This is a genomic window from Streptomyces bugieae (assembly GCF_036352915.1).
GTDB lineage: Bacteria > Actinomycetota > Actinomycetes > Streptomycetales > Streptomycetaceae > Streptomyces > Streptomyces endophytica.
Map to the genome: position 1 here is coordinate 25,437 of NZ_JAZBJP010000004.1, position 13,408 is coordinate 38,844.

Annotated in this window: 11 protein-coding genes; 9 read left to right on the forward strand and 2 right to left on the reverse strand. The window is 72.6% G+C overall.

Annotated elements, in window-relative coordinates; all coding sequences use genetic code 11:
• The first annotated feature begins 85 nt into the window (after positions 1-85).
• The 8 genes from hpnE (at position 86) to V2J85_RS11950 (ending at position 10,967) form a co-directional block, all read left to right on the forward strand.
• On the forward strand, positions 86-1,492 hold the full coding sequence (hpnE, locus tag V2J85_RS11915) for a hydroxysqualene dehydroxylase HpnE (RefSeq protein ID WP_261954728.1): 1,407 nt from the start codon (positions 86-88) through the stop codon (positions 1,490-1,492).
• Complete coding sequence (locus V2J85_RS11920) at positions 1,489-2,610, forward strand: polyprenyl synthetase family protein (RefSeq protein ID WP_410011242.1); 1,122 nt, start codon at positions 1,489-1,491, stop codon at positions 2,608-2,610. Before hpnE ends, V2J85_RS11920 begins: the two co-directional genes overlap by 4 nt.
• 108 nt (positions 2,611-2,718) lie before the next feature.
• Positions 2,719-4,743: a squalene--hopene cyclase gene (gene shc, locus V2J85_RS11925; protein WP_330821558.1), complete on the forward strand. Its 2,025-nt coding sequence runs from the start codon at positions 2,719-2,721 to the stop codon at positions 4,741-4,743.
• A complete protein-coding gene (locus V2J85_RS11930) occupies positions 4,743-5,411 on the forward strand; it encodes a phosphorylase family protein (protein WP_261954725.1) in 669 nt (222 codons plus the stop codon). Before shc ends, V2J85_RS11930 begins: the two co-directional genes overlap by 1 nt.
• 5 nt (positions 5,412-5,416) lie before the next feature.
• Entirely contained in the window at positions 5,417-6,442 is a 1,026-nt protein-coding gene (gene hpnH, locus V2J85_RS11935; protein WP_030417106.1) for an adenosyl-hopene transferase HpnH, read from the forward strand.
• 79 nt (positions 6,443-6,521) lie between these two features.
• Positions 6,522-8,402, forward strand: coding sequence for a 1-deoxy-D-xylulose-5-phosphate synthase (gene dxs, locus V2J85_RS11940; RefSeq protein WP_261954724.1), 1,881 nt, complete (start codon positions 6,522-6,524; stop codon positions 8,400-8,402).
• Positions 8,399-9,781, forward strand: coding sequence for an aspartate aminotransferase family protein (locus V2J85_RS11945; RefSeq protein WP_330821559.1), 1,383 nt, complete (start codon positions 8,399-8,401; stop codon positions 9,779-9,781). The genes dxs and V2J85_RS11945 overlap by 4 nt, the downstream gene beginning before the upstream one ends.
• Positions 9,782-9,836: 55 nt before the next feature.
• Positions 9,837-10,967, forward strand: a complete 1,131-nt coding sequence (locus V2J85_RS11950) for a serpin family protein (protein WP_330821674.1) — start codon at positions 9,837-9,839, stop codon at positions 10,965-10,967.
• Between the two features lie 22 nt (positions 10,968-10,989).
• Here the strand turns inward: V2J85_RS11950 and V2J85_RS11955 are convergent, their stop codons facing one another.
• Complete coding sequence (locus tag V2J85_RS11955; RefSeq protein ID WP_261954722.1) at positions 10,990-11,799, reverse strand: tyrosine-protein phosphatase; 810 nt, start codon at positions 11,797-11,799, stop codon at positions 10,990-10,992.
• A gap of 319 nt (positions 11,800-12,118) precedes the next feature.
• Here V2J85_RS11955 and V2J85_RS11960 point away from each other — a divergent pair, with 319 nt between their 5' ends.
• Positions 12,119-12,895: an SGNH/GDSL hydrolase family protein gene (locus V2J85_RS11960; RefSeq protein ID WP_410011350.1), complete on the forward strand. Its 777-nt coding sequence runs from the start codon at positions 12,119-12,121 to the stop codon at positions 12,893-12,895.
• Positions 12,896-12,937: 42 nt separating this feature from the next.
• Here the strand turns inward: V2J85_RS11960 and V2J85_RS11965 are convergent, their stop codons facing one another.
• On the reverse strand, positions 12,938-13,402 hold the full coding sequence (locus V2J85_RS11965; protein ID WP_261954720.1) for an ATP-binding protein: 465 nt from the start codon (positions 13,400-13,402) through the stop codon (positions 12,938-12,940).
• Positions 13,403-13,408 lie beyond the last annotated feature (6 nt).

Here is a 13,408-nt window from a genome sequence, read left to right on the forward strand (position 1 = left end):
ACGACAGCGGTGACCCCGCGTCAGCGCCGCGGGCAACCCTCCCCCGGGCGGTTGCGTCCATGACCCACGTACGGGGGGAGCACACATGACATCCACAGCCACCGCGGTGGTCGTCGGCGGCGGGCTCGCGGGCACCACCGCCGCCCTCGCGCTGGCCGACGCCGGGCTGCGGGTCACCCTCGTCGAGGGCCGCCCCCGCCTGGGCGGACTGGTCTTCTCCTTCCGCCGCGACTCGGCCGCCGGCGAGCTGAGCGTCGACAACGGCCAGCACGTCTACCTGCGCTGCTGCACCGCGTACGGCCGGATGCTGGACCGGCTCGGCGCGGCCCGTCTGGTGCCCCTCCAGGACCGGATGGACGTGCCCGTTCTCGACGCCGACCGGATGCGGCTCGGCCGGCTGCGGCGCACCGCCCTGCCCGTCCCGCTGCACCTCGCCGCCAGCCTCGCGCGCTATCCGCACCTCTCCCCGGCCGAGCGGGCCGGCGTCGTGCGCGCCACCCTCGCGCTCCAGGGCCTCGACCCGGCCGACCCGGTCCTGGACGGCGTCGACTTCGGCAGCTGGCTGCGCCGCCACGGCCAGTCGTCCCGGGCCGTCGAGGCACTGTGGGACCTGGTCGGCATCGCCACCCTCAACGCCCGGGCCGGCGACGTCTCGATGGGCCTGGCCGCCAAGGTCTTCAAGACCGGGCTGCTGTCCGCCCCCGGCGCGGCCGACATCGGCTGGTCCCGGGTCCCGCTCGGCGACGTGCACGACGCCCTCGCCCGTACGGCACTGGAGAAGGCCGGGGTGCGGATCGCGCTGCGCACCCGCGCCGCGTCCGTCACCCGGACCGACGGCCGCTGGCAGGTCGCGGTGGAGAGCGGCCCGCACGGCGGCGAGCGGCTCACCGCGGACACCGTCGTCCTCGCCGTACCGCAGCGCGAGACGCACGGGCTGCTGCCCGCCGGGGCGCTGGCCGACCGGGACCGGCTGCTGGACATCGGCACCGCCCCGATCCTCAACCTCCACGTCGTCTACGACCGCAAGGTCCTGCGCCGCCCCTTCTTCGCCGCCGTCGGCTCGCCCGTCCAGTGGGTCTTCGACCGCACCGACGCCTCCGGACTGACCAGGACGCCGGGGAACGAACGCTGCCAGTACCTCGCGGTGTCGCAGTCCGCCGCGCAGGAGGAGATCGACCAGCCGGTCGCCAAGCTCCGCGCCCGCTACCTCCCCGAGCTGGAACGGCTGCTGCCGGCCGCCCGGGGCGCCCGGATCATCGACTTCTTCGTCACCCGCGAGCGCACCGCGACCTTCGCGCCCGCCCCGGGCGTCGGCAGGCTCCGCCCCGCCGCCCGCACCCAAGCCCCCGGCCTGTACCTGGCCGGTGCGTGGACCGCCACCGGGTGGCCCGCGACCATGGAGAGCGCAGTTCGCAGCGGCACCGCCGCCGCTCGCGAGGCACTCAACGAACTCGGCTTCCCCCAGGGCCAGTTGCCTCAGGAGGCGGCATGACTACGAGTACGAGCGCTCGCACGAGCACGAGCATCGGAAACAGAGGAGAAACCGTGAATCCGGCTTCCCCAGCTATCGACACCGAGAGCGTCACCGCGCTGCTGGAGCGCGGACGGACACTCGCCACTCCCGTGCTGCGTGCTGCCGTGGGCCGGCTCGCCCCTCCCATGGACACCGTCGCCGCCTACCACTTCGGCTGGATCGACGCGACCGGCAAACCCGCGTCCGGCGACAGCGGCAAGGCCGTCCGGCCCGCGCTCGCCCTGCTGTCCGCCGAGGCCGCCGGCGCGGCCCCCGAGGTCGGCATCCCGGGTGCGGTCGCCGTCGAGCTGGTGCACAACTTCTCGCTGCTGCACGACGACCTGATGGACGGCGACGAACAGCGCCGGCACCGCGACACGGTCTGGAAGGTGCACGGTCCGGCGCAGGCCATCCTCGTCGGCGACGCGCTGTTCGCGCTGGCCAACGAAATACTGCTGGAGCTCGGCACGGTCGACGCCGGCCGCGCCACCCGCCGGCTGACCCTGGCCACCCGCAAGCTGATCGACGGCCAGGCCCAGGACATCTCCTACGAGCACCGCGAGCGGGTCACCGTCGAGGAGTGCCTGGAGATGGAGGGCAACAAGACCGGCGCGCTGCTGGCCTGCGCGGTCTCCATCGGCGCGGTCCTGGGCGGCGCCGACGACCGCACCGCCGACACCCTGGAGAAGTACGGCTACCACCTCGGCCTCGCCTTCCAGGCCGTCGACGACCTGCTGGGCATCTGGGGCGACCCGGAGGCCACCGGCAAGCAGACCTGGAGCGACCTGCGGCAGCGCAAGAAGTCGCTGCCGGTCGTCGCCGCGCTCGCCGCCGGCGGCCCGGCCTCCGAGCGGCTGGCCCAGATCCTGGCCGCCGACGCCAAGAAGAGCGAGACCGAGATCGCCGACTTCACCGAGGAGGAGTTCGCCTCCCGGGCGGCCCTCATCGAGGAGGCCGGCGGCCGCGAGTGGACCTCCCAGGAGGCCCGCCGCCAGCACGCCACCGCCATCGCCGCGCTCGACGAGATCGACATGCCGGAGAAGGTCCGGGCACAGCTCGTCGCGCTCGCGGACTTCGTCGTCGTACGAGAAAGATGACTCCCTACCGCCGACGAATAGATCGCAGTCGCCGGCCGGTGCCCCGCCGGGCGCCGGCCGACGGAATCCCTGAGCACGCTTTGACAGTTCACTGCAGAAGGGGAAGCCATGACAGCGACGACCGACGGAAGCACCGGGGCGCTGCCGCCCCGGGCCCCTTCGGCCAGCGATGCCACCGCTGAGAAGACCACCACCGCACCGGCCCGCAAGACCGCCACCGCCGTCGCCGAGGACACGGCCGAGGCCGCCCGCCGCGCGACCGCCCGCGCCACCGACCATCTGCTCTCCGCCCAGGACCCGGCCGGCTGGTGGAAGGGCGACCTCGAGACCAACGTCACGATGGACGCCGAGGACCTGCTGCTCCGTCAGTTCCTGGGCATCTCGGACCCCGAGATCACCGAGGCCGCCGCTCGCCACATCCGCGGCGAGCAGCGCACCGACGGCACCTGGGCCACCTTCCACGGCGGACCCGGTGAACTCTCCACCACCATCGAGGCCTACGTCGCCCTGCGGCTCGCCGGGGACGCACCGGACGCCCCACACATGGCCGCCGCGTCCGCCTGGGTCCGCGAACGGGGCGGGGTCGCCGCCTCCCGGGTCTTCACCCGCATCTGGCTGGCGCTCTTCGGCTGGTGGCGGTGGGAGGACCTGCCCCAGCTCCCGCCGGAGCTCATCTTCTTCCCGAAGTGGTTCCCGCTCAACATCTACGACTTCGGGTGCTGGGCGCGGCAGACCATCGTGCCGCTGACCATCGTCTCCGCCAAACGCCCGGTCCGCCCGGCGCCGTTCGCCCTCGACGAGCTGCACACCGATCCGCGCCGCCCCGCCCCGCCCCGCCCGCTCGCCCCGGCCACCAGCTGGGACGGCCTCTTCCAGCGCCTCGACAAGGCGCTGCGGGTCTACCACAAGGTCGCACTGCGCAAGCTGCGCGGCACCGCGATGCGCTCGGCGGCCCGCTGGATCGTCGAACGGCAGGAGAACGACGGCTGCTGGGGCGGCATCCAGCCGCCCGCCGTGTACTCGATCATCGCCCTGCACCTCCTCGGCTACGACCTCGACCACCCCGTACTGCGCGAGGGACTGGCCTCCCTGGACCGGTTCGCGGTCTGGCGCGAGGACGGTTCGCGCATGATCGAGGCCTGCCAGTCCCCGGTCTGGGACACCTGCCTCGCCACCATCGCGCTGGCCGACGCCGGACTGCCCGCCGACCACCCGCAGCTGGTCAAGGCCGTCGACTGGATGCTCGCCGAGCAGATCGACCGGCCCGGTGACTGGAGCGTCAAGCGTCCCCAACTCCCGCCCGGTGGCTGGGCGTTCGAGTTCCACAACGACAACTACCCGGACATCGACGACACCGCCGAGGTGGTGCTCGCACTGCGCCGGGTCGAGCACCCCGACCCGCAGCGGGTGTCCGCCGCGGTGGACCGCGCGGTGCGCTGGAACTTCGGGATGCAGTCCCGGGACGGCGGCTGGGGCGCCTTCGACGTCGACAACACCAGCCCGTTCCCCAACCGCCTGCCGTTCTGCGACTTCGGTGAGGTCATCGACCCGCCGTCGGCCGACGTCACCGCCCACGTCGTGGAGATGCTCGCCGAGGTCGGCCGGGCGCACGACCCGCGCACCCGCCGCGGCATCGCCTGGCTGCTCGCCGAACAGGAGCCCAGCGGCGCCTGGTTCGGCCGCTGGGGCACCAACTACGTCTACGGCACCGGCTCGGTGCTGCCCGCGCTCGCCGCGGCCGGCATCCCCGCCTCCCACCCGGCCGTGCGCCGCGCCGTCGGCTGGCTGGAGCGGGTGCAGAACGACGACGGCGGCTGGGGCGAGGACCAGCGGTCGTACGCGGAGAAGGACGCCTGGGCCGGGCGCGGCGCCTCGACCGCCTCGCAGACCGCGTGGGCGCTGATGGCGCTGCTCGCGGCCGGTGAGCGGGACGGCGAGGCGGTGCGGCGCGGGGTGCGGTATCTGGCCGCGACCCAGCGCGAGGACGGTTCCTGGGACGAGCCGCACTTCACCGGCACCGGCTTCCCCTGGGACTTCTCCATCAACTACCACCTCTACCGCCAGGTCTTCCCGCTGACCGCCCTGGGCCGCTACGTCAACGGCGGACCGGCCGGAGTACCGGTGGGGGCCTGATGCCGAGACGGCCCCCCGCGAGTGCGGACCCCCCGCTGCTGGTCGCCTGTGCGCTCGGCATCGAGCGGTTCGCGCTGCGCGGGGGAGACCGGGCGGCGGGCCCCGGCGGGAGCCGCCCGGGGCTGGTCGTGCTGCGCACCGGCATGGGCCCCCAGGCGGCCGAACGGGCCCTCGCTGATGCGCTGCGTGACGGCGCGGACACCGCCCGTTCGCCCGTCGTTGCCAGCGGCTTCTGCGCCGGCCTCGCGCCCGGCATGCGCCCGGGGGACGTGGTCGTCGCCGAGGCCACCCGGGACCACCGCCCGGGCCTGCCGGACGTGCCCTGCCGCGACAACGGGCCGCTGGTCGGCGCGCTGCGGCAGCGCGGCCTGACCGTGCACCGCGGGCTGCTGCGCGGCTCCGACCACGTCGTACGCGGCGCGGAACGGGCCGAGCTGCACGCCTCCGGCGCCATCGCGGTGGACATGGAATCCGCCGCCACGCTCCGCACCGCACGGCGGGCCGGCGCCCGTCCGGTTGCGGCCGTCCGGGTGGTCGTGGACGCTCCAGAACATGAACTCGTCCGCATCGGCACGGTACGCGGGGGAATATCGGCCTTCCGCGTGCTGCGCAGTGTGCTTCCTGTTTTCTACGAATGGCACCGTTCTTTGCTGCTCCCCAGGAGGTGAGCCAGATGGCCATGCCGCTCCGTCAGTCCATCCGGGTCGGGACCTATCTTTTTGAACAGAAGATGATCCGGCGACGCGAGAAGTTCCCCCTCATCGTCGAGCTGGAACCGCTCTTCGCATGCAATCTGAAGTGTGAGGGCTGCGGAAAGATCCAGCATCCGGCCGGGGTGCTCAAGCAGCGGATGCCGGTGGCGCAGGCGGTCGGCGCGGTCCTGGAGTCCGGTGCCCCGATGGTCTCCATCGCCGGGGGAGAACCCCTGATGCACCCGCAGATCGACGAGATCGTACGGCAGTTGGTGGCCAAGCGGAAATACGTGTTCCTGTGCACCAACGCCATGTTGCTGCGCAAGAAGATGGACGAGTTCACCCCCTCGCCCTATTTCGCGTTCGCGGTGCACATCGACGGAATGCGCGAACGGCACGACGAATCCGTCGCCAAGGAAGGCGTGTTCGACGAGGCGGTCGCGGCGATCAAGGAAGCCAAGCGGCGCGGATTCCGGGTCACCACCAACTCCACCTTCTTCAACACCGACACCCCGCAGACCGTCATCGAGGTCCTCAACTTCCTCAACGACGACCTCCAGGTCGACGAGATGATGCTGTCGCCCGCCTACGCCTACGAGAAGGCCCCCGACCAGGAGCACTTCCTCGGCGTCGAGCAGACCCGCGAGCTGTTCCGCAAGGCGTTCGCCGGCGGCAACCGGCGGCGCTGGCGGCTCAACCACAGCCCGCTCTTCCTGGACTTCCTGGAGGGCAAGGCGGACTTCCCGTGCACGGCCTGGGCGATCCCCAACTACTCGCTGTTCGGCTGGCAGCGCCCCTGCTACCTGATGAGCGACGGATACGTGCCGACGTACCGGGAACTCATCGAAGAGACGGACTGGGACAAATACGGCCGCGGCAAGGACCCGCGCTGCGCCAACTGCATGGCGCACTGCGGCTACGAACCCACCGCCGTCCTCGCCACCATGGGCTCCCTCAAGGAATCCCTCCGCGCGGCCAAGGAGACCGTCGCCGGAAACCGCGGCTGACCTGTCACCTCCGGGGGAGCCCGCCGCCGCGGCGGGCTCCCTCCGCCACGGCCGCCGAACGACCCGAGGGGGACCGAACATGACGATGCTGGAACACATCAGCGGCCCGCGTGACCTCAAGGCGCTCCCCGCCGACCGCCTGCCCCGACTCGCCGAGGAGATCCGGCACTTCCTCGTCCACGCGGTGACCCGCACCGGTGGACATCTGGGCCCCAACCTGGGCGTGGTCGAGCTGACCCTCGCCCTGCACCGGGTCTTCGACTCACCCGCCGACCGCATCCTGTGGGACACCGGCCACCAGTCGTACGTGCACAAGCTGCTCACCGGCCGCCAGGACTTCTCCAAGCTGCGGGCCAAGGGCGGTCTGTCGGGCTACCCCTCGCGGGCGGAGTCGGTACATGACGTCATCGAGAACAGCCACGCCTCGACGGTCCTGGGCTGGGCGGACGGTCTGGCCAAGGCCAACCAGGTGCGCGGGAAGAAGGACCACGTCGTCGCGGTCATCGGCGACGGCGCGCTGACCGGCGGTATGGCCTGGGAAGCCCTGAACAACATCGCCGCCGCCAAGGACCGCCCACTGATCATCGTCGTCAACGACAACGAGCGCTCCTACGCGCCGACCATCGGCGGCCTGGCCGACCACCTCGCGACCCTGCGCACCACCGACGGCTACGAGCGCTTCCTGGCCCGCGGCAAGGACCTGCTGGAGCGCACCCCGGTCGTCGGCAAGCCGCTCTACGGCACGCTGCACGGCGCGAAGAAGGGCCTGAAGGACTTCATCGCACCGCAGGGCATGTTCGAGGACCTGGGCCTGAAGTACCTCGGCCCGATCGACGGGCACGACATCACGGCCGTCGAATCGGCGCTGCGCCGCGCGTCCGGATTCCACGGCCCGGTCCTGGTGCACTGCCTGACGGAGAAGGGCCGCGGCTACCGGCCCGCCCTGGAGGACGAGGCCGACCACTTCCACACCGTCGGCGTGATGGACCCGCTGACCTGCGCGCCGGTCGCCCCGCCCGGCGCGCCGTCCTGGACGTCCGTCTTCGGCGACGAGATGGTCCGCATCGGCGAGGAACGCGAGGACGTCGTCGCCCTCACGGCGGCGATGCTGCAGCCGGTCGGCCTGCGGAAGTTCGCCGAGGCGTTCCCGGACCGGGTGTGGGACGTGGGCATCGCCGAGCAGCACGCCGCGGTGTCCGCGGCCGGGCTCGCCACCGGCGGCCTGCACCCGGTCTTCGCGGTCTACGCCACCTTCCTCAACCGCGCCTTCGACCAAGTGCTGATGGACGTCGCGCTGCACAGGTGCGGCGTCACCTTCGTCCTGGACCGGGCCGGCGTCACCGGCACCGACGGCGCCTCGCACAACGGCATGTGGGACCTGTCGGTGCTCGGCGTCGTCCCCGGCCTGCGGATCGCCGCCCCGCGCGACGCCGACCAGCTCCGCGCCCAGCTGCGCGAGGCCCTCGACGTGGACGACGCGCCGACCGTGCTGCGCTTCCCCAAGGAAGCGGTGGACGACCCGATCCCGGCCGTGGACCGGATCGGCGGGGTGGACGTCCTGCACCGGGCACCGCACCCGGACGTCCTCCTGGTCGCGGTCGGCGTGATGGCACCGGTCTGTCTGCGCGTCGCCGAACTGCTCGCGGCGCGCGGCGTGGACGCGACGGTCGTCGACCCGCGCTGGGTCAAGCCGGTCGACCCGGCCCTCGCCGAACTCGCCGCCGACCACGCGCTGGTGGCCGTGGTCGAGGACAACAGCCGTACCGGCGGCGTCGGCTGGGCGGTCGGCCAGGCGCTGCGGGACGCGGACGTCGACGTACCGCTGCGCACCTTCGGCATCCCCGAGCAGTTCCTGCCGCACGCCAAGCGGGCCGAGCTGCTGGCCGACCTGGGCCTGACCCCGGCCGAGATCGCCGGCCGGATCAGCGCCGCGCTGGCCCGTAAGGAGAGCGTCTCATGACCGGATTCGACCTGACGCGGCTGCTCGCGGAGCGCGGCGGCGAGCGCTACGACCTGCACACCCGCCATCTGAACCACCAGCTGCCGCGGATGCTGCACACCATCGGCTTCGACAAGGTCTACGAGCGGGCCGAGGGCGCGTACTTCTGGGACGCGGAGGGCCAGGACTACCTCGACATGCTCGCCGGCTTCGGGGTGATGGGGCTGGGCCGGCACCACCCCGTCGTCCGCCGGGCGCTGCACGACGTCCTCGACGCCCAGCTGGCCGACCTCACCCGCTTCGACTGCCAGCCGCTGCCCGGGCTCCTCGCCGAGCAGCTGCTCGGCCACGCCCCGCACCTCGACCGGGTCTTCTTCGGCAACAGCGGCACCGAGGCCGTCGAGACCGCGCTGAAGTTCGCGCGGTACGCGACCGGGAAGCCGCGCATCCTGTACTGCACCCACGCCTTCCACGGCCTGACCACCGGATCGCTCTCCGTCAACGGCGAGGACGGCTTCCGCGACGGCTTCGCCCCGCTGCTGCCCGACACCGCCGTACCGCTCGGTGATCTCGACGCGCTGGCAAGGGAGTTGGCTAAGGGCGACGTCGCCGCGCTCATCGTCGAGCCGATCCAGGGCAAGGGCGTGCACGAGGCGCCGCCCGGCTATCTGCGGGCCGCGCAGGACCTCCTGCACCGGCACAAGGCCCTGCTGATCGCCGACGAGGTGCAGACCGGCCTCGGCCGCACCGGCGACTTCTTCGCCTACCAGCACGAGGACGGCGTCGCACCGGACCTGGTGTGCGTGGCCAAGGCGCTGTCCGGCGGCTACGTCCCGGTCGGCGCGACCCTCGGCAAGGACTGGATCTTCAAGAAGGTCTACTCGTCCATGGACCGCGTACTGGTCCACTCCGCCAGCTTCGGCTCCAACGCCCAGGCGATGGCGGCCGGTCTGGCGGTCCTCGCGGTGATGGAGGACGAGCAGACCGTCGCGCACGCCCGGCACACCGGCGATCTGCTCCGCGGCCGGCTCGCCGAGCTGATCCCCAAGTACGAGCTGCTGCACGACGTACGGGGCCGCGGCCTGATGATCGGCATCGAGTTCGGCCGGCCCACCTCGCTCGGGCTGCGCAGCCGCTGGACGATGCTGCAGGCCGCCCGCAAGGGGCTGTTCGCGCAGATGGTCGTGGTGCCGCTGCTGCAGCGGCACCGCATCCTCACCCAGGTATCCGGCGACCACCTGGAGGTCATTAAGCTGATCCCGCCGCTGATCATCGGCGAGCGGGAGGTGGACCGGTTCGTCGACGCCTTCACGGCCGTCATGGACGACGCCCACGGTGGCGGCGGCCTGATGTGGGACTTCGGGCGGACGCTGGTCAAACAGGCGGTCGCGCACCGCTGACAGCGCTGGGGGAAACGTGATGGTGGCCGCGACGACGGTGCGGTCCGTGAACGGCATGACGGCCCGCTGGGCGCGGGAGGCGGTGGGGGAGGCCGGCACGGTCCTCACCGCGGCCGGCGTCTGGCCGCTGCTGGCGCTGCTCGCGGGCCCCTCGGCGGGCCCGGCCCGTGCGGAACTGGCCGAGGCGCTCGACACCGACCCGGAGCGCGCGCCGGCGGAGGGCCGGTCGCTGCTCGGGGCGTTGGACGCGGCCGACGGGGTCGGTGCCGCGGCCGCGGTGTGGGCCCGGCGCACCCTGGCGCTGCGCCCCGAGTGGCGGGACGGCCTGGCGCCCGGCACGCTCGGCGAGCTGACCGGCGCCGCGGCGGCGGACCAGGAGGCGCTGGACGCCTGGGCGCGGCGCCACACCGACGGACTGATCGAGCGGATGCCGGTCGAGGTCACCCCGGACCTGCTGCTCGTCCTCGCCAGTGCGCTGCTGGTGCGGACGACCTGGGCGGAGCCCTTCGGGGAGTACCCGCTGCGGCTCACCGAAGGCCCCTGGGCGGGGCGCGAGGTGACCGCGCTGAGCCGCTCCGGGCCGGCGGACTCGCAGGTCCGGGTGCACGGCACCCCGGCCGGTCCGCTGACCGCCGTACGCGTCGAGGGCGACAACGGCCTGGACGTCCATCTGCTGCTCGGTGGGCCCGGCGTACCGGGCGGCGAGGTGCTGGGGCACGGCGTCGAGGCGCTGGCCGGGCGGTACCCGGCGGTGTCCGGTGCGGCGCCGGCCGACGGCGCCGGGCCGGGGCTGCGGGTGACGACGGTGCCGAGCTACGACGGGGTGCCGCGCCTGGACCTCACGACCGTGCGGTTCACCGTCGACGCCGCACACGATCTGCTCAAGCGGCCGGAGCTGTTCGGGCTGACCGCCGCGGCGGACACCTCCCGCGGGCACTTCCCGGGCATCAGCGACCAGCCGCTCGCGGTGTCGGCCGCCCGGCAGCAGGCCACCGCGACCTTCGGGGCGCTCGGTTTCCGGGCGGCGGCCGTCACGGTCATGCCGGTCGCCGCGGGGTCCGTGCCGCCGCCCCCGCCGTACGAGGCGCCGCGGATCACGGCCCGCTTCGACCGGCCCTTCGGCTTCCTCGCCGTGCACCGGGCGTCGGGGCTGGTGCTGGCGGCGGGTTGGGTCGCCGAACCCTAGGGGCCGGGGGCCCGCGGTCCGGTCAGTCGGCCAGCAGCGCGTCGCGCAGCCGCTCGCGGGTCTCGGGGGCCAGCTTCAGGCCCTCGGACAGGTACTTCTCCGTCGAGCCCCAGGTCCGCTCGATCGCGTCGTAGGCGGCCGCGAGGTAGTCGGTGTGCGCGCCGAACAGCGGCGAGAGCAGCTCCATGACCTCCTGCGACATGCCGACCGCGGAGTTGTCGGAGCGGCGGATCTTGTAGCGGCGGTGCGGGTCGTTGGACTTGAGGTAGTCGGCCTCGATGGCGTCCCGCTCCACCCCGACCGCCAGCAGGGTCACGGCCACGGACAGGCCCGCCCGGTCCTTGCCCGCCGCACAGTGCATCAGCGCGGGGACGCTGTCCTCGGCGAGCGCGTGCAGCACCCGGCTGTGGTCCTCGGTACGGGTGGTGATGATGTGCCGGTAGGTGGCGGCCATCCGCGCCGCGGCCTTGCCGTCGCCGAGCGCGGTGCGCAGCTGATCCAGCTCACCGTCGCGGACCATCGTCCAGAACTCGGCGCCGTCGGCCGGGTCGGTCAGCGGGATGTTCACGTTGCGCACGCCGGGCAGCGCGACGTCGGGGCCCTCCAGCTTGATGTCCGAGGCGTTGCGGAAGTCGAAGATGGTGTGCAGCCCGAGGCCGGCCAGGAACGCCGCGTCCTCCGCCGTGGCGTGGGCGAGGTGTCCGCTGCGGAACAGCCTGCCCTCCCGTACGCGACGCCCGTCCACGGTCGGCAGCCCGCCCACGTCGCGGAAGTTGCGGACCTCCGCGAGCTCCGGCTGGGCCTGCGGGACCTGCGGCGTCTGCTGCGTCACGGGCGCTCCTCTGGTTCGGTCGCCGACGCTGCTCGTCGACGAGGCGGGGCAGTCCCGACGATACGACATTGATGCAATAGGAAATCAGGCCGCAATTGGAGCGCCGCAGGGCGCGAGGAAGCGCTCGAGAAGCAACCCATGCCCGATTCTTATTCCAACTTGAGCAGAATTTGACCTGGTGGCATTAATCACGCCTCGTCAACCCCTGGTTACGGTGGCGTAGGTCACTTCTTGAGGTGAAGTATGTCCTGACGTGGCAGACGATTCGAAGAACATCAGCAGCGGCGCCAGGAGCGCTGCAGATGAGTCGAAAGACCTCATCACGGGCGCCACGGGTGCCATCGGGTCGTACGCAGCCGTCGGGGACAGCTTCACAGAGGGGGTCGGGGATCCCGGCCCTGACGGGGTGTACATCGGTTGGGCGGACCGGCTCGCGGTCCTGCTCTCGGACCAGCAGGCGGAGGGTGCCTTCCGCTACGCCAACCTCGCCGTCAGGGGGCGGCTGCTGGACCAGATCGTCGAGGAACAGGTGCCGCGGGCCAAGGAGCTCGCCCCTGACCTGGTGACGTTCTGTGCCGGCGGCAACGACATCCTGCGGCCGGGCTCCGACCCGGACGCGGTCGCCGAGCGCTACGAGGCGGCGGTGGCCGATCTGCGCGCCTCGGTCGGCACGGTCCTGCTCTGCACCGGCTTCGACACCCGCGGGGTCCCGGTGCTCGGTCTCCTGCGCGGGAAGATCGCCACCTACACGGCGCACGTCCGGGCCATCGCGGACCGGCACGGCTGCCCGGTGCTCGACCTGTGGTCGCTGAAGTCCGTACAGGACCGGCGGGCCTGGAGCGAGGACCGGCTGCATCTGTCGGCCGACGGTCACACCCGCGTGGCGCTGCGCGCCGCCCAGGTGCTCGGCCTGCGGGTGCCGGCCGACCCGGACCAGCCCTGGCCGCCGGAGGCGGAGCGGTCGGCCGCCGAGGCGCGGCGGAACAACATCCACTGGGCGCGGGAACACCTCGTGCCGTGGATCGGGCGCCGGCTGCGTGGCGAGTCCTCCGGCGACCACGTCGAGCCCAAGCGGCCCGACCTGCTGCCGCTCTGAACCATTGACGAAGGCCCCGTCCGCCGACGGCGGAACGGGGCCTCAGTGTGCCGGAGCGCTGGAGTAGGGCAGGTCCGCCCAGACCACGCGGCCCCGCCCGCTGTCGGCCGGGCGCGAGCCCCAGCCGTCGGAGAGCGCGCCGACCAGGAACAGCCCGCGGCCGCACTCCTGGTCCGGGCTGCCCGGCTGGACCTGCGGTGCCGAACCTCCCGGGTCGCCCTCGTCCGTGATCTCTATGCGTATGTGCGCACCGATGAGGGCGATTTCACAGCCGACCTTCTCGCTGCCGGTGTGCCGCACGGCATTGGTGAACAGCTCGGAGACCACCAACTCCACGTCGTCGCGGACCTGTTGAGCCGCGCCCCACTCGGCGAGCAGCGTCTGGACGCGTCTGCGCGCCTCGGGGACGGACGTGCGTCGCGCCGGCAAGTGGAACGCGTCCTGCGGGTGCTGGGCGACGAAGCCGCCGCAGCGCCCTAACAAAGGAGCGTTGTTGGAGGAAGCCACGCCGTA

Bases quoted from the DNA above. Each gene is read 5' to 3' on its own strand.
- hpnE (WP_261954728.1), top strand. From the start codon at position 86: ATGACATCCACAGCCACCGCGGTGGTCGTCGGCGGCGGGCTCGCGGGC.
- V2J85_RS11920 (WP_410011242.1), top strand. From the start codon at position 1,489: ATGACTACGAGTACGAGCGCTCGCACGAGCACGAGCATCGGAAACAGA.
- shc (WP_330821558.1), top strand. From the start codon at position 2,719: ATGACAGCGACGACCGACGGAAGCACCGGGGCGCTGCCGCCCCGGGCC.
- V2J85_RS11930 (WP_261954725.1), top strand. From the start codon at position 4,743: ATGCCGAGACGGCCCCCCGCGAGTGCGGACCCCCCGCTGCTGGTCGCC.
- hpnH (WP_030417106.1), top strand. From the start codon at position 5,417: ATGGCCATGCCGCTCCGTCAGTCCATCCGGGTCGGGACCTATCTTTTT.
- dxs (WP_261954724.1), top strand. From the start codon at position 6,522: ATGACGATGCTGGAACACATCAGCGGCCCGCGTGACCTCAAGGCGCTC.
- V2J85_RS11945 (WP_330821559.1), top strand. From the start codon at position 8,399: ATGACCGGATTCGACCTGACGCGGCTGCTCGCGGAGCGCGGCGGCGAG.
- V2J85_RS11950 (WP_330821674.1), top strand. From the start codon at position 9,837: ATGACGGCCCGCTGGGCGCGGGAGGCGGTGGGGGAGGCCGGCACGGTC.